This window comes from Methanocaldococcus fervens AG86 (assembly GCF_000023985.1).
GTDB lineage: Archaea > AGJL01 > Methanococci > Methanococcales > Methanocaldococcaceae > Methanocaldococcus > Methanocaldococcus fervens.
Window position 1 is genome coordinate 1,427,681 of record NC_013156.1, and the last position, 20,758, is coordinate 1,448,438.

Here is a 20,758-nt window from a genome sequence, read left to right on the forward strand (position 1 = left end):
TTGGGGGGAAATATGTTAAGTTATGATTATGAAAACGCTTTAAGGGTTGGGGAAGTAAGTTTTGAAGATATAAATGGTGTAGACTTTACAAGTGCATATTCAAGGTTGATGGAAAAGTTGGATAATGGGGTTGTGGGATTTAGAGATGTAATATACAACGAAAATTTAGATGAATACAAATTCTTTAATGGATACAAAAACGTTGTAGTTGTTGGAATGGGGGGCTCAATACTGGGAACTATGGCAATCTATTATGCAGTATCTGCATTTAAAAACAACGCCTATTTTATAGACAATAGCGATCCTGAAAAAACCTTATCAATATTAAACAAAATCGATTTAAATGATTCTATAATTTATATTGTTAGTAAATCTGGTAATACATTGGAAACTTTGGTTAATTATTATTTAATAAAAAAGAAGATTGGAAAACTAAATTCATTTAAAGGAAAAATTGTCTTTATAACTAACGATGGAAAATTAAAAAGAGAGGCAGAGAAAAATAATTATGAAATACTTTCAATCCCTGAAAATGTTCCTGGAAGGTTTTCCGTTTTCACTGCTGTTGGTTTAGCCCCTCTATACTCTTTAGGGACAGATATATCAAAAATATTGAAGGGAGCGAGGGAGATGGATAAACTCTGCCGAAATGAGGACATATTAAAAAATCCAGCTTTGTTGAATGGGGTTATACACTACCTTTATGATAAAAAAGGGAGGGATATCTCAGTAATCATGAGTTATATTGAAAGCTTAAGATATTTTGGAGAGTGGTGTAAGCAACTTATTGGAGAAAGCTTAGGAAAAAGAGGAGAGGGAATAACTCCATTATTGTCAATTGGGGCTAAAGACCAGCATTCTTTATTGCAACTCTACATGGATGGAAAAAAAGATAAGATAATAACTTTCATAGTTCCTAAAAAATACAGGTTGGATGAAGAGATTGTATTTGAAGATATAGATGACAAAGAAGTGTGTTGTATGCTTTCTGATATTATTAAATGTGAGCAAGAAGCTACAGAAATCGCTTTAACAAATAACGGAATACCAAATGTAAAAATAACGATTGATGAAGTTAATGAAGAGGCTTTAGGAGCTTTAATGTATATGTATGAGATGCAAGTTGGATTTATGGGGGAGCTTTATAACCTAAATACTTACAATCAACCGGCAGTTGAAGGGGAGAAAAAAATATGCTGGGAATTAATAAAAAAATGTGATAGATATGGTAGTAAATAAATTCATTGAAACTATAAAGGAAACTAAGCTTTTTACAGCTTATAACACAAACGTAGATGCAATAAAATATTTGAATGATGAGGATGTTCAAAAATTAGTTGATGAATTTAATCATGAAGATATCATAAAAAGAATGGAGGAATATCCAAGAATTATTGAGGAACCTTTAGATTTTGTTGCAAGGTTGGTTTATAGTATAAAAACTGGAAAACCTGCAGAAGTGCCATTAAAGGATAAAAAAGAGCTTCAAGATTGGTTTAATAAAATTAAATATGATGAAGAAAGGATGGGAGGACAGGCAGGAATTGTTTCCAATCTAATGGCTACCCTTCAGATAGATAAAATAATTGTTTATACTCCATTTTTATCAAAAAAACAGGCAGAAATGTTTATCGATTATGATAATCTTTTGTATCCATCAGTTGAGAATGGCAACCTTGTATTAAAAAAGGTTAGAGAGAGTTATAGGGATGACCCACTAAAGATAAACCGGATATTTGAATTTAAAAAAGGACTTAAATTTAAATTAGCTGGGGAGGAAGTAACTGCCAAGCAATCTACGAGATTTATTGTAGCTTCAAGACCTGAAGCTTTGAGGATTGAGATAAAAGATGGTGTTAGGAGCTTTTTACCTGAAATTGGAGAGATGGTAGATTGTGCCTTCCTATCTGGATATCAGGCAATTAAAGAAAAATACAGCGATGGAAAGACGGCAGAGTATTACTTTAAGAGAGCTAAAGAGGATATAAAATTGTTAAAGAAAAATAAAGATATTAAAGCTCATTTAGAATTTGCATCTATCTCAGATATAAAAATTAGAGAGATGGTTGTTGATTATATTTTAAGCAGTGTGAATAGTGTAGGAATGGATGAGACTGAAATAGCTAACGTTTTACACATCTTGGGATATGAAAATCTTAGTAATAAAATTTTAAAAGATAGCTTTGTTGAGGATGTGATTGAGGGTGCTAAAATTTTATTGGATAGATTTAAAAACTTAGAGGTTGTTCAAGTTCATACCATTTATTACATACTTTTTGTTTGTAGAGCTGACAACCCATTATCTAAAAAAGAACTTGAGGAATGCTTGGAGTTTTCTACCATATTAGCTTCAACAAGGGCAAAATTAGGAAATATAAAAAGTATAGATGATTTGTATGAGGGGTTAAAAGTTCCTCACAACAAGTATGGAGATTTGTTAAAGGAGATTGCTGAAAAACTTAACGGTGATAATTATAAAATTGCCTTATCTCCTTCAAGATATGTTGAAAAACCAAAATCTACTGTTGGTTTAGGAGATACAATATCAAGCGGAGCATTTGTTTATTATGTCTCATTATTGAAGAAAAAAGAAAATGAATAATAATTTTATTTCTTCAAGGTTTTTACACCTTTTTTTGTCCCTACTAAAACTTTATCTACCTTTGTAAAGATTCCATTCTCAACAACTCCTGGTATGTTGTTGATTTCCTTCTCAAGCTCTACTGCATCATCAACTTTCATAAACACATCTATAATCATATTCCCATTGTCAGTTATAACCGGTCCTCTTTTCCTCTCCCCTAACCTAATAACTGCCTCTCCACCCATTTCTGACAAAGCTCTAATCACAACTCTATAAGCTGATGGAATAACCTCTACAGGTATTGGAAACTTTTCCCCCAAATTTTTAACCAACTTGCTTTCATCAACTAAAACAACGAACTCATTAGCGTTGTAATCAACTATTTTCTCCTGGGTGTGGCAACCTCCTCCTCCCTTTATTAAAAATAACGTTTTTTCTTCAACCTCATCTGCTCCATCAAACGCAATATCAACATCGTACTCATCCAAAGAAACTAATGGTATTCCATACTGCATAGCCAACATTTTAGCCTCAAATGATGTAGGGATTCCAAAGACCGTTAATTCCTCCCCCTGAATTCTATTTCCAAGCTCTCTGATAAATAAAGCTGCTGTTGAACCTGTCCCCAATCCAACAACCATTCCATCTTTAACTAACTTCACAGCCTCTTTAGCTACTTTTAACTTTAAATCTTCGTTTGACACACGTATCCCTCTCGTAATCTTTTAATTTTACATTTAAATATTTCTATTTATTTAACCCACGTGAGATATAGAAATTAAGGGTTTGGGAGTTTTAAAATTTTTTGCTTTGACATTTCATTATAGTAGTCAAGATAACAGTTAAATAGTTATTGGCAATTATTATTATCAAAGCAAACATTACACTATTATGATGTAGTTATCATCAATTCACTTTTCACTTAAAACTTTTTTGCAATTATTAATATTTGATTTAGGATTATTTTAAAATAATTAAGTTTATCGGTGATGATTATGGGAATTGAAGAGGAAATTAGAAGGATAGAAGAAGAATTAAAGAAAACACCATATAATAAAGCTACACAGAAACACATTGGTAGGTTAAAAGCAAAATTAGCTAAATTGAGGGAACAAGCTCAAAGTAGAGGGGGAGGCGGAGGAGGAAAGGGCTACGCTGTAAAAAAGAGTGGAGATGCTACTGTGGCTTTTGTTGGATTTCCATCCGTTGGAAAATCTACCCTGCTAAACAAATTAACAAATGCTAAATCAGAAGTTGGAGCTTATGCCTTCACAACCTTAACAATTGTCCCCGGAGTTATGGAGCATAAAGGGGCTAAAATTCAACTTTTAGATGCTCCTGGAATTATAGTTGGTGCTTCGTCAGGAAAAGGTAGAGGGACTGAGGTTTTATCAGCGGTGAGAAGTGCAGATATGATTTTATTAACCGTAGATATATATACATTGGAGCATCTCCCAGTTATTGAAAAAGAACTCTACAATGTTGGAATTAGGTTAGACCAAACTCCTCCTGATGTTAAAATTAAGGTTAAAGAGAGAGGAGGAATTAATGTTAGCTCAACAGTCCCACTAACTCATATAGATGAAGACACGATAGAGGCGATATTAAACGAGTATAGAATACACAACGCAGATGTTGTTATTAGGGAGGATATTACATTAGAGCAGTTTATCGATGTTGTTGCTGGAAATAGGGTTTATATTCCATCTTTGGTAGTTGTGAATAAAATAGATTTGGCAGATGAAGAATATTTAAAATACATTAAGCAAAAATTGGAGGAATTTGGGAAGGATTATGTTTTAGTTTCTGGGAATAAAGGAATTAACTTAGATTTATTGAAAGATAAAATATACGATAAATTGGGCTTTATAAAAATTTATTTAAAGCCACAAGGGAAAAAGCCGGACTTTGATGAGCCGTTAATTATGAGGAGGGGAGCTACTGTAAAGGATGTTTGTGAAAAACTACATAAGGACTTTGTTAGGAATTTCAGATATGCCCAAGTTTGGGGAAAGTCAGCAAAACATCCAGGGCAGAGAGTTGGTTTAGACCACAAATTAGAGGATGAGGATATATTAACAATTGTTATAAAGAGATAAAAATAATTGAAAATGAACAATAATAAAAAATTAGAGATGAAAGTATGGAGATTGAGGGTTATGAAAAAATTATAGAGGCGGGAAAAATAGCTTCTAAGGTTAGAGAAGAAGCAATAAAATTAATAAAACCAGGAGTTAAATTGTTAGAGGTTGCTGAATTTGTTGAAAATAGGATTAAAGAGCTTGGCGGAGAGCCAGCTTTTCCATGCAACATATCAATTAATGAGATAGCTGCCCACTACACACCAAAATTAAATGACAATTTAGAATTTAAGGAGGAAGATATTGTTAAATTGGACTTAGGGGTTCATGTAGACGGCTATATAGCAGATACGGCCATAACAGTGGATTTATCAAACTCTTATAAAGATTTGGTAAAGGCATCTGAGGATGCACTATATACAGTTATTAAAGAGATAAATCCACCAATGAATATTGGAGAGATGGGAAGGATTATCCAAGAGGTTATTGAGAGTTATGGTTATAAGCCAATATCTAACCTCTCTGGGCATGTGATGTATAGATATGAATTACACACAGGAATTAGCATTCCAAATGTTTATGAAAGAACCAATCAAGTTATTGATGTTGGGGATTTAGTGGCAATAGAGCCATTTGCAACGGATGGCTTTGGAATGGTTAAAGATGGGAATCTTGGAAATATATACAAGTTTTTAGCTAAAAGACCAATTAGATTACCACAAGCAAGAAAACTTTTAGATGTTATAGCAAAGAACTACCCATATTTACCGTTTGCTGAAAGATGGGTTTTGAAAAATGAGAGTGAGAGATTGGCTTTAAACTCCCTAATTAGGGCATCTTGCATTTATGGTTATCCAGTATTAAAGGAGAGAGAGAATGGCATAGTTAGCCAAGCGGAGCATACAATATTAATAACTGAAAATGGTGTTGAGATAACAACAAAATAAATAACAATTATTGGGTGTAATCATGCCCAAAGTTCAGCTTGGAGTATTGGAAGAAATAGAAATAGATAAAGTTTTTGAAAATGAACGGGATTTAAGTGATTGGCTTAAAGATAACATAGAATTATTATCCCAAAAACTTCACTTAGAATTTGATGAACTTCAGAGAGAATATCCAATAGGAAACTTTAGGGTAGATATTTTTGGTAAGGAAATTAACACAAACACAAAGGTTATTATAGAAAATCAGTTTGGAAAAACAAACCATGACCATTTAGGGAAGATACTAACTTATGCATCTGGAGTTGATGCAAAAATCATTATATGGATTGCTGAAGAATTTACCGATGAACATAAACAAGCACTTACATGGCTAAATGAAAACACTCCCGAAGAAATTGGATTTTTTGGTATTGAGTTAAAAGTAGTTAAAATTGGAAATTCAGATCCTGCAGTAGATTTTGATGTTGTAGTAGCACCAAACCAATGGGTAAAAATATCAAGAAATCCACAGATATCAGAGAGAAATGAAACTTATAGAAGGTTTTGGGATGAACTTTTAGAAAGATATGGAAAAAATCTAACTCCACAGCCACAAAATTGGATGTCTTTTAGTGCAGGGAAAAGTGGAATAGAATATAGTTGGGTATTTAAACAGGGTAACAAATTTTCAGTTGAACTATACATTGGGACAAAAGATTCACAAAGAAATAAGCAAATATTTGAATTCTTAAAGCAAAATAAAGAAAAAATAGAAAACGAAATAGGATGTAGTCTTGAATGGACTCAAGCAGAAAAATCTAAAAAAGGAGCATATAGAATAGCAACATACAAACAAATGTCTGGGAATATCCTCCAAATTGATAAAAATGAATGGAATGAGCTTATTGAGTGGGGCTGTGAAACTATGAAAAAGTTTGAAAACACCTTTTCAGGATTTTTAAGTAGATGCCAACAATAAACTTAGGTGATAAGAATGATTATTATCTTAGACAACGGAGGGCAGTATGTTCATAGAATATATAGGAGTTTAAAGTATATTGGAGTTGTCTCAAAGATAGTTCCAAATACAACGCCATTGGAAGAGATTGAAAGCAATGAAGATGTTAAAGGCATTATACTAAGTGGAGGACCAGATATTGAAAAAGCAAAATGTTGTATAGATATTGCTTTAAATGCTAAACTCCCTATTTTGGGGATTTGTTTAGGGCATCAGTTAATTGCACTGGCTTATGGTGGAGAGGTCGGAAGGGCTGAGGCAGAGGAATATGCTTTAACAAAGGTTTATGTTGATAAGGAGAACGATTTATTCAAAAATGTTCCAAAGGAGTTTAATGCATGGGCTTCACATAAAGATGAGGTTAAAAAAGTTCCAGATGACTTTGAGATTTTGGCTCATTCTGATATATGTGAAGTTGAGGCGATGAAGCATAAAACAAAGCCAATTTATGGGGTTCAATTCCATCCAGAAGTTGCTCATACTGAACACGGCAGTGAGATTTTAAAAAACTTTTGTAAGGTTTGCGGATATGAATTTGATGAATAGAGGGAAATTATGGAAAAAAAAGTTACAATTGTTGGAGCTGGACCAGGAGACCCAGAATTAATTACATTAAAAGGAAAAAAAGCTATTGAAGAGGCAGATGTTATTATATACGCTGGTTCATTGGTTAATGAAAAGCTCTTAGAGTATAATAAAAAGAACGCTGAAATCTACAACAGTGCAAATATGGGTTTGGAAGAAATCATTAATGTAATGGTTAAGGCGGTTGATGAAGGGAAAAAAGTTGTTAGATTACATACTGGAGACCCATCTATTTACGGAGCTATAAAAGAACAAATTGATGAGTTAGCAAAGCTTGGTATAGATGTTGAAATAATTCCAGGAGTTAGCTCTTTGTTTGCGGCAACTGCCTCGTTAAAAGTTGAACTAACGCTTCCAGAGGTTTCTCAAACTGTTATCATTACTAGGCCTGAAGGAAGAACCCCAATGCCAGAAAAAGAAAAACTTAAAGATTTGGCTAAGCATCAAGCAACAATGGCTATCTTTTTAGGCGTTTCAATGATTGATAAGGTTGTCAATGAGTTAATTGAAGGAGGTTATAAAGAAGATACCCCAGTAGCTGTTGTTTATCATGCTTCATGGAATGATGAAAAGGTAGTTAAAGGAACTTTAAAGGACATAGCTGAAAAGGTAAAAAAAGAGGGAATTAAAAAAACCGCCCTAATAATTGTTGGAGAAGTTTTAAATCCAAAACATTATGCATATTCAAAGCTCTATGATAAAGATTTTGAACACGGATATAGGAAAAGAAAATAAAAAATATGAAATTTTAATTTAGAGCTTTCCTATCCCTAATATTCTGACTTTTGCACTACCATCTATTAAGCATAATTTATCTCCAGCATCGTAAGCTATCTCTTTTTGTAATGAGAGTTTTATTTTGTTATTATTAACTTCCTCAACAACGCATGGAACGCTTTGCAAACCAACAATTATTTGATAATTCTCTCCTTCTTTTACTGTTTTTTGCATGAATGGATTCCAGTTGATGTTAATTTCAATCTCTTTGGCTGTATTTAAATCACCATTTGATAGTATCATTCCTCTATCTAATTCATCTGTTGTTATTCCTTTTAAAGCTAAACCTACTCTATTTCCAGCCTTCGCCTCTTTAAAATCATTGTCATGTATTTGAATGCTCCTAACCATTACTGTTTTATCTGTTGGATAAACTCTTAAGTTATCATGAACCTTAACAGTTCCAGTTTCAACCTTTCCCAATATAACTGTTCCAACACTTCTAACTGTAAAGTAATGATCTATTGGGATTTTTACAGCTCCTTCATAATCTCTATCTACACTTAAATTGGCCATCTTTTCTCTAATATTTATAAAATCTTTTTCTAAGATTTCAAAATCCTTCATGGATGTTTGTGATACTATATTTTTTAACATGTCCAGATCAACATAATCTCCTACAACAAAAGCTCCTTTATGTACTTCAAACATGTCTAAAGCTAAAAGAGTTTCTCCCAACTCTCCAGTAATCTCATTAATAAAAACTAAGGCATAATCCATCATGTTTATTGTATATATTAGAGGATTTATTCTATCTGGATATCTTGTTGGCCCTATATAGCAAATAGCTTTATCTCCCTGCTTGTAATTGTATAGAGTTATGTCTGTTGATGTTCCTTTTTTTCCTAACTCTTTTCCAACTCCTTCAATATGACCAAATAATCCTACTGATAAGCCTTCCATCTAATCACCCAAATTTATTTTGTTATTTTTAATAAATATCAAACAACTCTCCCAATGTTATTTTTTTGTCTGTCTTAACTAAATCAGGAATTTTCCCTTTAATTCCTACTTTATCTTTTACAACAACAAAAACTCCATCTATTCTTTCAATTTCATCTGCCTTTTCTAATGCGTTATTTATCATCTCTTCCTCATCTCTACCTCTTGACGCATTGCAGATAGATGTTGCTGCTGCATCAGCTATAGCAGAACTTTTAGCAAATACGGTAACTGCATCCGCCTCTCCAAAGCTTATTGAATGTCCTACAGTTGCTGATGATGTGCAAACACCATAAATATTTTTAATCATCTCTTTCTTTAGCTTAAATCCAACCTCTCCAGTAATTTTTGAATTTCCAGCATATAATCCTACAACAACATCCTTTTTAGCTCTTAAGCAGATATCTCCACCATTTTCAGCAATGATATTCTTTGCTCCAACACTTCTAACCAACATCTCTGATATGGCACCAGCAACACTTGCCATAGGGCCAACATTTGCGATTTCTCCAGCTAAAGCCATCAGTTTTACAATTTCTGGAGCATCATCTTCTATATCAATTGGATAGTATGATGTTAAAAAATAGGGATTTCTAAATATATATCTTTCCAATTCAAACCTATTTTTTAAAATAATATCTTCAGCTATTTTAAAATACCTCTTATCATCCACTTTTAAAAGCATGTTTGTTTCCTTTATTATGATTCTTTTTTTAAACCACATACTATTTCACCAAATTGTAAAAATCCCTAAGCATTTTTAAATCATCTTCTAAGCTTCTTCCTTTTGTTGTTAAATAGTTCCCAACCATCAACCCATCTAAAGCCATTAAAGCAAAGGGTTGGAAATCTCTTAAATTGTGTAATCTCCCTCCAGCTAATCTAATCTCCGCATAGGGCAGAATTATTTTATATAAGGCAATAGATTTCGAAATATCTGAAATAGTTAATGGTTCAATTTCTCCATTTTTTATTTTTTCGTAGATTTTAGTCCCTTCAATTGGATGTAAAATGTTTATAGGAACACTATCAACCCCTAAATCCCTAAGTTCAAAAGCCAGTTTTAACCTCTCTTCTAAGCTCTCCCCGAGTCCAAATATTCCTCCACTGCACACCTCTAAACCAATTTTCTTCGCCTCTTTAATAACTTTTATCTTATCTTCATAGCTGTGAGTTGAGCAGATGTTTTTAAAATAATCTTTTGATGTCTCTAAGTTGTTGTGAATCCTAACATTTAATTTTTTCAACTCCTTTAATTTCTCCCTATCCAACAAACCTAAAGAGCAACATACCTTCAAGGTTGTTTCCTCTTTTATAAGCTCTATAGCCTCAATAATTTCAGTAAATTCATCGTTGTTAATATTTTTGCCACTCGTTACTATGCTAAACCGTTCAACAATTCCATCAAATTTTTTGGCACAATCTAAAATTTCTTTTTTTGATTTTAAAAGATATGTTGGGATGTTACAACTGCTATAAATTGATTGTGAGCAAAAAATGCAATCTTCTGGACATTTTCCACTTTTGGCATTTATTATGGCACAGAGTTTAATATTTTTAGTGTTATTTTTATTATTTATTTCATTTTTTACCTTAAAAGCCAAATACAGCAAATCTATGGCATTAAAATTGTTGTAAAGGTAAAGAGCATCATCAAAAGTTATTTTATTTTTTAAAGATTTCTCTAAAAAAGTCTCTATCTCCATAAATTTCACCGATGAAAACTAAAAATAAATTTAATAAAAATAAAAAATTTATGCATCAACTTCTTCTCCAAATGATTGCTTTGGCAATATTACTGCTGCTATACTAGCGGCTAATACTGCCTTTATTATATCTCCTGGAACAAATGGGAATGCCCCCATCCACAATAACTCCCAAATTCCTGGGAAGGAGCCTTTAATTAAAGCTAACCAAAGTCCTAAGCCCAATAATCCAAATCCATAAATTATGACGAAGTTGGCAAATAACATAACTGCGAGCATAGGTAAAAAGTTCCTTGATTTTACGTATTTATCAACTACATATCCAATGAATAAAGCCGCTACAACAAATCCAATTAAATACCCACCAGTTGGACCTAAAAGATGAGAAAATCCTCCTGAGAAATTGGCAAACCATGGAACCCCTAAACCTCCCAATAAAATATATATTGCCTGACTTAAACCTCCCCATCTCCTACCTAATACGACTCCATCTAATAAAACAGAAAATGTCTGCCCAGTTATAGGCACTGGAGTCCATGGTAAGAATATCCTTATTTGTGCCAAAGCTCCGGTTAAACAGGCTAATCCAAAAGCTAAGAGGAATTTGTTTGCTGTAGATGTGTTGTATCTCCACGTAAAAAACTGTAATCTTGCTCTTTCATACCTACTTAATAAATGCTTAATCTCCATGCTCTCACCTTTATTTCCTATAGTAAATAATTTTATTTAAAGCTTTTTATTACTTCGTGAAAGGAACCAGAGGCATTTTGATTTCCATTCACAATCACCACATACATCTAAAACATCATAAAAATTTTCAAATCTTTCATTTACGAGGGAGATAAGGTCTTTGGCTCTAACTCTTGAGCCCTCCTTTAAATTTAGTTTTTTAAGAACCTTCAGATCCATGTCCTCAACTTTCCCTTTTTGGCATTTTCCATTTATATTGTATGGACAGTAAGAGCAGATTACATCACATTTGGCAATCACTTCTATTTCAGGATTTAAATCTATAACCTCAACAATTTTAGCCATGTTTTTTATAAACTCTTCACTATATCCATATCCTTGAAATCCCTGCATGCATAGAAGGTGATGAGCTCGAATTTTTAAAATATTTTTCATTTACTCACCAGTTAATTAAAATGTTGCTTTAACAGCTTTTCTGATATATCTCCAATATGGGGAATTTATATTTCTCACCGTTATAGGCTTTAACCATCCCAACAATCCCTAGAATAATTATCGCTATAGTTATTAGTGAGAGATAACCTTCCAATAATTGGATTACCGAGATAATTATCACTGCAAAATGTAAAATTAAAAATGTTACAAATGACTGCATAGCGTGGAATTTTATAAATTCATCCTCTCTTTCCAACAACAAAAATATTAATCCGCTAACCCAAAACAATAAATAACATAAAGCTCCCTCAACGTTCCTACTCAATCCAAAAGCCATTAATATCACCAAAAACTATAATCTTTCAAAATATTAAAATGGTGCCCATATACTCTTTCTATTCTACAAAAGAAATTATAAAAATTAGATGAATTTTATCAATTCTCTTATAGCCTCTCCAACATTCTTCGCCTTAACTACTCCAGAAGCTAATAAAACACCCTCAGCACCTAAATCCATAGCTGCCTTAACATCCTCTCCCTTAGATATTCCAGCTCCGCATAGGACTTTAACATCCTTATTTATCTCTTTAACAGCATTAACCGTTCCTTCAACAACTTCTGGATTTGCTTTTGATACTGGAATTCCTGTCCCTATAAGTTCTGGAGGTTCAACAGCAATATAATCAGGGTTTAAGGTTGCAACTGCTTTGGAAGTGTTTATATTATTTGTGCAAACAATTGTTTCTAATCCTAAATCTTTACATTTATTTATAACCGCCTCAATGTCTGCCAATAACATCCTCTTCTCTGAATGATTTATTAAACTTCCCTTACAACCGCAATCTTTAATAGCCTCAGCCAATATATGCCCTGTATGGCTTCCAGGATTTATATTATCAATGTGTTGAGCATAAACTGGGATATTAACGTTTTCAACAATTATCCTTAAATCTACAAATTGAGGAGCAACTCCAATTGTGACCCCACTTTCTTCACTAACCTTTTCAGCGGCTTTAGCTATTTCTAAACCTCTCTTTCCAATACTCTCTTTGTATGTCTTGTAGTTGATTACAATTAACATATCTTTCACCGTGAGAACATGATAATTCAGATAGAAGATTATTTTATTGGAATGATATTTAAAGGTAATCAATTAGTTAAAAATACGATTCCTCTGAGAAGGGAAGAGATATTTAAGTTCATGAATGGGTATATTGTCAAAAATCCAGAAGAGGAATATTTGGAAATAGGGGAAGTTATATTAAAACTATATTTTGCAGAAGTTGATGATAAAGAAGCAAGAGAGATGATAAATTACAAATTGGAAGTTCCTGAATTTACAAGAAAGGTTTTAGATATTGTTAAGAATATAGAATTTGGAAAAACAATAACTTATGGTGACATAGCTAGAAAATTAAATACATCACCAAGAGCTGTTGGTATGGCTTTGAAAAGAAATCCTCTACCTTTAATAATTCCATGCCATAGGGTTGTTGCCAAAAATTCTTTGGGCGGATACTCTTATGGATTGGATAAGAAAAAATTTATTTTAGAGAGAGAAAAATTAAATAAAAGAATTAAAATAAAAAACTAAAATAAGTTTTGGTATGGGAACATGATAATAAGAAAATTTACATCTAAAGATATAAGTGCTGTTGAAGAAATTGAGAAAGAGGCATTTAGAACACCATATCCAACCAATTTACTTTTAGGAATATGGGCAATGTATCCAAACTGTTTTTATGTTGCAGAGGTTAATGGAAAAGTAGTTGGCTATATATTGGGTAGTATGGATTGGGGGAACGGGCATATAGTATCCTTGGCTGTAAAAAAGGAATATAGAGGGCAGGGGATTGGAACAGCTTTATTAAAAACATTGGAAGATTATTATTTTAATGAGGCCAACTGCAACTACGTAGTTTTGGAAGTTAGGGTTTCAAACACTGTTGCAAGAAAATTTTATTATAAGATGAGGTATAAAGATAGGAAGCTCCTACCAAAATACTATGAAGATGGAGAAGATGCTATATTGATGATAAAAAAGAGACCGAATGCAAAAGGTCCTTTGATAATTACATTATGGTAGTAAAATTAAAATAAAAATAATCTCACTCCTTAGTTTTCTATTAACATGCTTCTCAAGAAGAGGCATTGCTTCCTTACGGAAGCAATGCATCCCGGTATACCAATAGGGCGGAGCCCTATGGTTTCTAAAAGGTTGGTGATATAATGTTAATAATACCGGCAGTTGATTTAAAGGATAAGAAATGTGTTCAGTTAATCCAAGGAGATCCAAACAAAAAGCATTTGGAGATAGATAATCCCGTAGAAGTTGCTAAAAAGTTTGTGGAAGATGGGGCTGAGTATTTACATATAGTTGATTTAGATGCTGCACTTGGAACAGGAAATAATAGAGATGTTATTAAAAACATTATAAACGAGATTAATGTCCCAGTTGAAGTTGGAGGGGGAATTAGAAGCTTGGATGTGGCAAAAGAGTTAATAGATATGGGAGTTGATAGAGTTATAGTGGGAACTAAGGCAATTTTAGAGCCAAAATTTATAGATGATTTAAATAAAGAGATCGGGAAGGATAAAATTGTTTTGGCTGTAGAATGCAAAGAAGGAAAAGTTGCTATTAAAGGATGGAAAGAGAAAATTGACAAAACTCCAATAGAGGTTATTAAGGACTTTGAGGATAAAGTTGGTTATATCCTATTTACAAACGTAGATGTCGAAGGCTTGTTAAAAGGGATAAATGTTGAGATAATCAAGGAAATAATAGATAAGACTGATATTCCCATAATTTACTCTGGAGGAGTTACAAGTATGGATGATATAAAAGCTTTAAAAGAGCTTGATATTTACGGTGTTGTTATTGGATCAGCACTCTATAAGGGGCTGATAGATTTAAAAGAGGCAATCAAGATAAGTAAAAAATAATTTTAAAAATAATTTATTGAATATCAACGTATATATCTCTACCTTCATCTATTGCATCTAAAATCTCCCTTCCAACCTTTGTTTTTTTGTTTATTCTAACTGTTCCATCATTTCTAACCGTAACAGTTGTTAATAACTTTCCATCAATGTATATTCTTATATTCTCCCCGGCATAATCCTCTCCAACATCTACAACCACATATTTATCTGTTTCATAAATCTTTGTTGATTCAAGTTCGTTTACAAATTCATACTTTCTATATATGTTTTCCATGTCTTTTTCTTCTTCCTTTTCCTTTTCTTTAACTGAGATTTTTAATCCAAGCATGTCTTCCAATTTTGATATTTCCCTTCCTCCTTTACCTATAATAGCTCCAATATATTTCTCTGGCACAATTAAATCAATTGAATTATCTCCAGTAACTTTTACCATCGGCTTAGCCTTTCTTGGCAAAATTTTTTTCAATATCTCTTCCAATTTTTCTTCAGCGTAGCTGTATATTGGAGCTTTTTTGCCACCTTCTTCTTTAATTGGCATAACAACAACTTGCTCTCCATAGGTGTAGATTTCATATTCGACCTTTCCAGTTTCAAAATCTTTAACTTCAATAACTGGTCTTGCTAAATCCTCTTCAACCATTCCATAAGGCACTTTAACTGTAAAATCGATTTCATAAACCTTCTGTATTTTTCCATCTTTTATAAATATTACAGTATCAACAACTTGTGGAATTACTCCAAGCTCAACTCTCCCAATTAACCTTTGAATAGCATCTATAGGCTTTGAAGCATGTACAACCCCAACCATTCCTACTCCAGCCATTCTCATATCTGCAAATATCTCAAAATCCCTCGTTTTTCTAACTTCATCATATATTGTGTAATCGGGCCTAACTAACAGCAAAATATCGCATGTCTTTTCCATATCTCCTTCTAATGGTGCATATTGGGTTATCTCCTTACTAACTTGCAAATCCCTTGGACTTTCCATTGTTTTAACTATTTTACCCTGACTTTTGTAAAATTCAGCTAAAGCTGCAACAAATGTTGATTTTCCACTTCCAGGAGGTCCGGAAACGAAGATACCTTCTGCCATCTCTTTTAATCTTTCCATTAACTTATCTGATAGCTGATAATCTTCTAATGAAGCTTTAACGACTGGTCTAACCGCTGTAACTTCTAAAGCCTCAGAGAATGGAGGTCTTGCAATTGAAATCCTAATATTTCCTAACTGAATAACTGTGGCTCCTTTTCTCTGAATTTCAAAGAATCCATTGTTTTGTTCTGCATACTTTATAATATTATCAATTATATCTTCCATCTCTTCTTTAGTTAGTTCTTTATCACCTATTGCTACAAGTTTAACCTCTCCGGGCTTCCCCTTTTTAGCATAAGGTAAACATCCCTCTTTTAAATGCACGGACATTGTTTCTTCATCGAAGTATTTGTCCAATACAAGCTCAACTTCTTCTTCTGAAGTTTCTAAATAATAAGCTTCGATACCTTGAGCTTTAGCTAAGTTGTATTGAATCCAGTCACTTGTTAATAATATAGAGTTTGTTTCTTTAGCTACTTTTCTAATCATCGCATCTATTTCTCCACTTTTTGCTAAAAATATCTCTTCTCTTGTAGGTCTCTCTCCATAGTATTCAACTTTAATATTATGTTCATTAGCCTTTTCTGTTAATTTTCTAAGCTCTTCTATCCCTTTATATCCAATTTCTCTTCCTTTATTTGCCTGAAATTCCAATTCAGAAACTACTGCTTCAGGAATTATTATTGTAGCATCTTTTAATTTTCCTTTTTCAATCAATTCAGTTATTCTACCATCTATAACAACACAAGTATCTACACAGACTTTTTTTCCAATTAAATCCAACTCTTCAATAGATTTTGTTTCTATTTTCTTCCTTTCTTCAAGATTCATAATTATCCACCTATTAATCATTTGATAATCGTAAAAAATCGTGATAGTTCTCTTAATTCATTTATATTATTTAACAGTTTTTGGCATTTAAACATTTTTCTTAAAATTGGATATTTTTTCCAAGTGAATTGATACCCCCTATCAAAAATTTTTACCTCTATAAATATTTTTCGATTTGCAATAAAATAGAAAACTTAATTACTACCATAAAATAAAAGATTAATATGCAGTGTTTATAACAAAAACAAAGGGTGATATTGTGAAATTCGGAATTGAATTTGTCCCAAACGAGCCAATACAAAAACTCTGCTACTACGTTAAATTAGCTGAGGATAATGGATTTGAATACTGTTGGATTACAGACCACTACAACAACAGAAACGTTTACATGGCTTTAACAGCTATCGCAATGAACACAAACAAAATTAAATTAGGTCCAGGAGTTACAAACCCATACGTTAGAAGCCCAGCAATAACAGCATCAGCTATTGCAACATTAGATGAATTATCAGGAGGAAGAGCTGTTTTAGGTATTGGTCCAGGAGACAAAGCAACATTCGACTCATTAGGAATTGAGTGGGTTAAGCCAGTTACAACATTAAAAGAATCAATTGAAGTTATAAGAAAATTATTAGCTGGAGAAAGAGTTTCATTCAATGGAAATGTTGTTAAGCTCGCAGGAGCTGCTTTAGCTGTAAAACCAATTCAGAAGAAAGTTCCAGTTTACATGGGAGCTCAAGGACCAAAGATGTTGGAAACAGCAGGTATGATTGCTGATGGAGTTTTAATCAACGCATCAAATCCAAAAGACTTTGAAGCAGCAATTCCATTAATTAAGAAAGGAGCTGAAGCTGCTGGAAGAAGCATGGATGAAATTGATGTTGCTGCTTACGCATGTATGTCAGTTGACAAGAAAGCTGACAAAGCAAAACAGGCAGCAGTTCCAGTTGTTGCTTTCATTGCAGCAGGTTCACCACCAGTTGTCTTAGAGAGACACGGAATTGATGTTGAGAAAGTTGAGAAGATTAGAGAAGCATTGAAGAAAGGAGACTTTGGAACAGCATTTGGAGCAGTTGACGACGACATGTTAGAAGCATTCTCAATCTACGGAACACCAGACGATGTTGTTGAGAAATGTAAAGAATTAGCTAAAATGGGAGTCACACAAATCGTTGCAGGTTCACCAATCGGTCCAAACAAAGAAACAGCAATTAAATTAATCGGTAAGAACATAATCCCAGCATTAAAGGAGTAAATTGACTAACTTTATTTTTTTATTTTATTTTTTTATTTTATGAGGTGATTTTATGAAAAGGCTATTATTTTTTGTTATTTTTGTAATTGCCATTTTGTTATGTGGATGCACCACAAATAAAACAGCAAATGTAAATAATGGAATAGATAATATTGAAGCAAATAAAACTTTAGATGAAACTAAGCTAAAAGAAATAAAATACATGTACATTGTTAAGGAGGGAAATAAAACAAAAATCCAGTTTGCCTTAGCTTATGGCAACGGTAGTTTGGCGAGGGTTGATAACGGTAAAGTTGCAGTAGAGGTGTTTGATGATACTGGTTTACTGTTTAAAAAGAGTTATGATGTTAAAAACCTTCCTATAAAAGCAAATTACTATTATGAGGTTGAGTTGCCAAGAATTAAAGGCTTTTACAGCGATGCAAAATTTGTATTAACATTTGAAGATGATGATGTAAAGCCGTCAAAAACAACATATGGAACAATTGAGAGATACTCAGCTGAAGAGATGAAAGAAATCTTTGAAAAAGAATATCATGAAAACTCAATAAAAACCAATATAGAAGAGGTCAGGGATGATATAGGAATAAAATTCATTGTAAAAGAATACGGATATTATAAGATTTATAATAATCGAACTGATGAAATTGAGGAAAGATTTAGAGTTGATTTTGCTGTAAAAAATCTAAATCCTGATACATATAAATTTGTTCCTAAAGAAATATGCCTAGTTTCAGGAGATGAAAAATATTGGAAAATTGAAGGCGTTGATGAACTTGAAATTGGAATTAATCAGGAGGCTGAAGGATATTGGATATTCAAAAAACCAGATAGTACAGAAGATTTAAGGTTGAACTTTAAAATAGGAGATCTTGTTTTTGATATAAAACTTTCACAGGAGTAAAAACTTATTTTATAATTTTTGCAGGTATTTAATAACATTCGCCATAGCTACACATCCATCTCCTACAGCCTTTGCTACCTGCATAACCCCTCCCCTAACGTCCCCTACAGCGTAAATTCCATCTATATTTGTTTTACAATTTTCATCTGTTTTAATAAATCCTTTTTTATCTAATTCTATGCCACTATCTTTTAAAAATTCGGTGTTTGGGACATGTCCCAAGCTTATAAATATCCCATCTGCCTTTATTACCTCCTCTTTTCCATCAACCAATATCTTAACTCCTTCAGCTTTATTCTCTCCAACAATCTCCAATGGTTTGGCGTTGTATATTATCTCAACATTTTTAGCTTCTTTAAGCTTATCCAACATTATTGGTTCAGCAGCTTTTAACTCCGATTTGTCAGTTATTAATATAACTTTTTTAGCAATGTCCTTTAAGTTTATGGCACTCATTATTGCTGGAGTATCCCTTCCAATAACTATAACCTCTCTATTCAAATAGAAGAAGGCGTCACACATTGTGCAATAGCTAACACCTTTACCAACAAACTTATCTTCATTTAGGTTGAGCTTTTTAGGTTTTGTCCCAGTTGCTATAACTATAGTTTTAGCCAAATAAGTTGAATTTTTTGTTATAATTTTGAATGGTCTTTCATTAGTTTCTATTTTAACAACTTCATCATAAACTATAGGTAATTTAAATTTTTCAGCATGAGTTTTAAATTTTTCAGCTAACTCGTATCCTCTGATCTCCTCAAATCCAGGATAATTTTCAACGATCCCGGCTTCTGCAATTCTTCCCCCAGCGTTTTCTTTCTCTATACATAAAGCTTTTAATTTCCCCCTCATTGCGTAAATGCCAGTCGTTAAACCAGCTGGTCCACCACCTATAATTATCGTATCATAAATCATTCTTTCACCTTAATTTTTAATATTTTTAATTTTGTTTATAAAGATTTCCAAACACTCTTCACAGTTTTTATTACAGCATATTGGAGAATTTAGGAATAAGAGGTTATGATATACTGAACATCCCCACTTGGTTTTTGTTCCATAGGTTAATTTTTTTATTTCTTCGTCCATATCGTTGTTTAAGTAAAATATCTCATTTTCATTTCCTTCATTCATAATAAGTTTTAAATTTAGAGTTGGAGGGCTCCTAACAACAATTCCACTAACTTCTGAAATTTTATTGGCTAATAACATCCCTTCAATACTTGAAACTGGCTCAATTATTGTAGAGTTTTCTTTATTTATTGCCTCTGGAAGAAAAGAAACTTTTATCCTCAACCAAGTTGACTCCTCAGGGTTATTTTTTATTATTTCCTTTCCTTTCTTTGAAAGATTTCCATTTTTTAAATAATAATCATAATATTCGTTGCAAAGTTCTCTCAATCTTCTATCAAATGATTTTTTATGTGTTGGATAGTATTTTGCCTTAACTTTCTTTTTATAATATTTTTTAAAGTTCCTTGCACTGAGTTTAGTTAATTTTAAAGCCTCTTCAAAAGGTATATTTGTTTTATATTCAACGAGTTTTGCGTATTCATAAGTTTCAATTATGATGTGGTTTTTATATCCTTTGTTAGTTTCAATAGCAACTGACACGTAATCTTCAAATGTTGGATGTCTTAAAAACATCTTCTTAACGTCTTCAAAATCCATATTGGGGTTGAGTTTCTTAATTTCTTTTGGAGTTAATAAACAAGGTCCTGTTGTTATATTTTTTGAAATAAAATCTCCAATCATCCCTACAAATCTATAATAAGGTAGTGGTGTAAAATCATAAGAAATTATTTTGTTTAAATTGTATTTCTCAATAATCCTGTTCCAAAATTGTGGGTAAGTGTGATTGTAATACTCTTCCCCAATGTTGCAGTTGCAGTTATGATGATTGCATAACTTTAAATTTATTGATATGCCCAAGTTATCACCTTAATTGTGCCACATCTATGCACTATAATCAACTTCATCATATTTAT

23 protein-coding genes are annotated in these 20,758 nt (G+C 32.6%); 12 read left to right on the plus strand and 11 right to left on the minus strand.

Annotation, left to right across the window (positions count from 1 at the left end):
• Window positions 1–12 precede the first annotated feature (12 nt).
• Together pgi and pfkC are read left to right on the plus strand one after the other, a co-directional pair.
• A complete protein-coding gene (gene pgi, locus MEFER_RS07660) occupies window positions 13–1,239 on the plus strand; it encodes a glucose-6-phosphate isomerase (RefSeq protein ID WP_015792052.1) in 1,227 nt (408 codons plus the stop codon).
• Complete coding sequence (pfkC, locus tag MEFER_RS07665) at window positions 1,226–2,602, plus strand: ADP-specific phosphofructokinase (protein WP_015792053.1); 1,377 nt, start codon at window positions 1,226–1,228, stop codon at window positions 2,600–2,602. Before pgi ends, pfkC begins: the two co-directional genes overlap by 14 nt.
• A 5-nt stretch (window positions 2,603–2,607) precedes the next feature.
• Here pfkC and rpiA read toward each other — a convergent pair whose 3' ends face one another.
• Complete coding sequence (rpiA, locus tag MEFER_RS07670) at window positions 2,608–3,288, minus strand: ribose-5-phosphate isomerase RpiA (protein ID WP_015792054.1); 681 nt, start codon at window positions 3,286–3,288, stop codon at window positions 2,608–2,610.
• 291 nt (window positions 3,289–3,579) lie between these two features.
• On the opposite strand from rpiA, the gene MEFER_RS07675 reads away from it, so the two are divergent.
• From MEFER_RS07675 to cobM, 5 genes are read left to right on the plus strand one after another with little or no spacing between them, the layout of a single operon-like run.
• Window positions 3,580–4,683, plus strand: coding sequence for an OBG GTPase family GTP-binding protein (locus MEFER_RS07675; RefSeq protein ID WP_048056378.1), 1,104 nt, complete (start codon window positions 3,580–3,582; stop codon window positions 4,681–4,683).
• Between the two features lie 44 nt (window positions 4,684–4,727).
• Entirely contained in the window at window positions 4,728–5,612 is an 885-nt protein-coding gene (map, locus tag MEFER_RS07680) for a type II methionyl aminopeptidase (protein ID WP_015792056.1), read from the plus strand.
• Between the two features lie 22 nt (window positions 5,613–5,634).
• Window positions 5,635–6,570 (plus strand): DUF4268 domain-containing protein, encoded by a 936-nt coding sequence (locus MEFER_RS07685; RefSeq protein ID WP_015792057.1) that lies wholly within the window; start codon window positions 5,635–5,637, stop codon window positions 6,568–6,570.
• A gap of 15 nt (window positions 6,571–6,585) precedes the next feature.
• Window positions 6,586–7,155 carry a GMP synthase subunit A gene (locus tag MEFER_RS07690; protein WP_015792058.1) on the plus strand — a complete coding sequence of 190 codons (570 nt, stop codon included), beginning with the start codon at window positions 6,586–6,588 and terminating at the stop codon, window positions 7,153–7,155.
• A 9-nt stretch (window positions 7,156–7,164) separates the two neighbouring features.
• Window positions 7,165–7,929: a precorrin-4 C(11)-methyltransferase gene (gene cobM, locus MEFER_RS07695; RefSeq protein WP_015792059.1), complete on the plus strand. Its 765-nt coding sequence runs from the start codon at window positions 7,165–7,167 to the stop codon at window positions 7,927–7,929.
• An 18-nt stretch (window positions 7,930–7,947) separates the two neighbouring features.
• Here cobM and MEFER_RS07700 read toward each other — a convergent pair whose 3' ends face one another.
• The 7 genes from MEFER_RS07700 to tpiA form a co-directional block, all read right to left on the minus strand.
• On the minus strand, window positions 7,948–8,874 hold the full coding sequence (locus tag MEFER_RS07700) for a selenocysteine-specific translation elongation factor (protein WP_015792060.1): 927 nt from the start codon (window positions 8,872–8,874) through the stop codon (window positions 7,948–7,950).
• 28 nt (window positions 8,875–8,902) lie between these two features.
• Window positions 8,903–9,637, minus strand: coding sequence for a UPF0280 family protein (locus tag MEFER_RS07705; protein ID WP_015792061.1), 735 nt, complete (start codon window positions 9,635–9,637; stop codon window positions 8,903–8,905).
• 1 nt (window position 9,638) lies between these two features.
• Entirely contained in the window at window positions 9,639–10,619 is a 981-nt protein-coding gene (bioB, locus tag MEFER_RS07710; RefSeq protein ID WP_015792062.1) for a biotin synthase BioB, read from the minus strand.
• Window positions 10,620–10,667: 48 nt separating this feature from the next.
• Complete coding sequence (locus MEFER_RS07715) at window positions 10,668–11,309, minus strand: biotin transporter BioY (protein ID WP_015792063.1); 642 nt, start codon at window positions 11,307–11,309, stop codon at window positions 10,668–10,670.
• 36 nt (window positions 11,310–11,345) lie between these two features.
• A complete protein-coding gene (locus MEFER_RS07720; protein ID WP_015792064.1) occupies window positions 11,346–11,744 on the minus strand; it encodes a DUF1284 domain-containing protein in 399 nt (132 codons plus the stop codon).
• Between the two features lie 28 nt (window positions 11,745–11,772).
• Window positions 11,773–12,081 carry a DUF4870 domain-containing protein gene (locus tag MEFER_RS07725; protein WP_015792065.1) on the minus strand — a complete coding sequence of 103 codons (309 nt, stop codon included), beginning with the start codon at window positions 12,079–12,081 and terminating at the stop codon, window positions 11,773–11,775.
• Between the two features lie 84 nt (window positions 12,082–12,165).
• Complete coding sequence (gene tpiA, locus MEFER_RS07730) at window positions 12,166–12,825, minus strand: triose-phosphate isomerase (RefSeq protein ID WP_015792066.1); 660 nt, start codon at window positions 12,823–12,825, stop codon at window positions 12,166–12,168.
• Between the two features lie 18 nt (window positions 12,826–12,843).
• Here tpiA and MEFER_RS07735 point away from each other — a divergent pair, with 18 nt between their 5' ends.
• From MEFER_RS07735 to hisA, 3 genes are all read left to right on the plus strand, one after another.
• Entirely contained in the window at window positions 12,844–13,338 is a 495-nt protein-coding gene (locus tag MEFER_RS07735; protein ID WP_015792067.1) for a methylated-DNA--[protein]-cysteine S-methyltransferase, read from the plus strand.
• 21 nt (window positions 13,339–13,359) lie between these two features.
• On the plus strand, window positions 13,360–13,830 hold the full coding sequence (gene rimI, locus MEFER_RS07740) for a ribosomal protein S18-alanine N-acetyltransferase (RefSeq protein WP_015792068.1): 471 nt from the start codon (window positions 13,360–13,362) through the stop codon (window positions 13,828–13,830).
• Between the two features lie 143 nt (window positions 13,831–13,973).
• The gene (gene hisA / locus MEFER_RS07745) at window positions 13,974–14,687 is read left to right on the plus strand and encodes a 1-(5-phosphoribosyl)-5-[(5-phosphoribosylamino)methylideneamino]imidazole-4-carboxamide isomerase (protein ID WP_015792069.1); all 714 of its coding nucleotides are present in this window, start codon (window positions 13,974–13,976) and stop codon (window positions 14,685–14,687) included.
• 13 nt (window positions 14,688–14,700) lie between these two features.
• Here hisA and MEFER_RS07750 read toward each other — a convergent pair whose 3' ends face one another.
• Window positions 14,701–16,614 (minus strand): PINc/VapC family ATPase, encoded by a 1,914-nt coding sequence (locus tag MEFER_RS07750; RefSeq protein WP_015792070.1) that lies wholly within the window; start codon window positions 16,612–16,614, stop codon window positions 14,701–14,703.
• A gap of 259 nt (window positions 16,615–16,873) precedes the next feature.
• Between MEFER_RS07750 and mer the strand changes: the two genes are divergently transcribed.
• Both mer and MEFER_RS07760 read left to right on the plus strand, forming a co-directional pair.
• Complete coding sequence (gene mer / locus MEFER_RS07755) at window positions 16,874–17,869, plus strand: 5,10-methylenetetrahydromethanopterin reductase (RefSeq protein WP_015792071.1); 996 nt, start codon at window positions 16,874–16,876, stop codon at window positions 17,867–17,869.
• Between the two features lie 52 nt (window positions 17,870–17,921).
• A complete protein-coding gene (locus MEFER_RS07760; RefSeq protein ID WP_015792072.1) occupies window positions 17,922–18,773 on the plus strand; it encodes a hypothetical protein in 852 nt (283 codons plus the stop codon).
• A gap of 9 nt (window positions 18,774–18,782) precedes the next feature.
• On the opposite strand, the gene trxR is transcribed toward MEFER_RS07760, so the two are convergent.
• Entirely contained in the window at window positions 18,783–19,688 is a 906-nt protein-coding gene (trxR, locus tag MEFER_RS07765) for a F420-dependent thioredoxin reductase (protein ID WP_015792073.1), read from the minus strand.
• A gap of 9 nt (window positions 19,689–19,697) precedes the next feature.
• Entirely contained in the window at window positions 19,698–20,702 is a 1,005-nt protein-coding gene (locus MEFER_RS07770; protein WP_015792074.1) for a hypothetical protein, read from the minus strand.
• Window positions 20,703–20,758: the final 56 nt, after the last annotated feature.

Coding starts and splice junctions, on each gene's coding strand:
- pgi (WP_015792052.1), top strand. CDS start 13: ATGTTAAGTTATGATTATGAAAACGCTTTAAGGGTTGGGGAAGTAAGT.
- pfkC (WP_015792053.1), top strand. CDS start 1,226: ATGGTAGTAAATAAATTCATTGAAACTATAAAGGAAACTAAGCTTTTT.
- MEFER_RS07675 (WP_048056378.1), top strand. CDS start 3,580: ATGGGAATTGAAGAGGAAATTAGAAGGATAGAAGAAGAATTAAAGAAA.
- map (WP_015792056.1), top strand. CDS start 4,728: ATGGAGATTGAGGGTTATGAAAAAATTATAGAGGCGGGAAAAATAGCT.
- MEFER_RS07685 (WP_015792057.1), top strand. CDS start 5,635: ATGCCCAAAGTTCAGCTTGGAGTATTGGAAGAAATAGAAATAGATAAA.
- MEFER_RS07690 (WP_015792058.1), top strand. CDS start 6,586: ATGATTATTATCTTAGACAACGGAGGGCAGTATGTTCATAGAATATAT.
- cobM (WP_015792059.1), top strand. CDS start 7,165: ATGGAAAAAAAAGTTACAATTGTTGGAGCTGGACCAGGAGACCCAGAA.
- MEFER_RS07700 (WP_015792060.1), bottom strand. CDS start 8,874: ATGGAAGGCTTATCAGTAGGATTATTTGGTCATATTGAAGGAGTTGGA.
- MEFER_RS07705 (WP_015792061.1), bottom strand. CDS start 9,637: ATGTGGTTTAAAAAAAGAATCATAATAAAGGAAACAAACATGCTTTTA.
- bioB (WP_015792062.1), bottom strand. CDS start 10,619: ATGGAGATAGAGACTTTTTTAGAGAAATCTTTAAAAAATAAAATAACT.
- MEFER_RS07715 (WP_015792063.1), bottom strand. CDS start 11,309: ATGGAGATTAAGCATTTATTAAGTAGGTATGAAAGAGCAAGATTACAG.
- MEFER_RS07720 (WP_015792064.1), bottom strand. CDS start 11,744: ATGAAAAATATTTTAAAAATTCGAGCTCATCACCTTCTATGCATGCAG.
- MEFER_RS07725 (WP_015792065.1), bottom strand. CDS start 12,081: ATGGCTTTTGGATTGAGTAGGAACGTTGAGGGAGCTTTATGTTATTTA.
- tpiA (WP_015792066.1), bottom strand. CDS start 12,825: ATGTTAATTGTAATCAACTACAAGACATACAAAGAGAGTATTGGAAAG.
- MEFER_RS07735 (WP_015792067.1), top strand. CDS start 12,844: ATGATAATTCAGATAGAAGATTATTTTATTGGAATGATATTTAAAGGT.
- rimI (WP_015792068.1), top strand. CDS start 13,360: ATGATAATAAGAAAATTTACATCTAAAGATATAAGTGCTGTTGAAGAA.
- hisA (WP_015792069.1), top strand. CDS start 13,974: ATGTTAATAATACCGGCAGTTGATTTAAAGGATAAGAAATGTGTTCAG.
- MEFER_RS07750 (WP_015792070.1), bottom strand. CDS start 16,614: ATGAATCTTGAAGAAAGGAAGAAAATAGAAACAAAATCTATTGAAGAG.
- MEFER_RS07760 (WP_015792072.1), top strand. CDS start 17,922: ATGAAAAGGCTATTATTTTTTGTTATTTTTGTAATTGCCATTTTGTTA.
- trxR (WP_015792073.1), bottom strand. CDS start 19,688: ATGATTTATGATACGATAATTATAGGTGGTGGACCAGCTGGTTTAACG.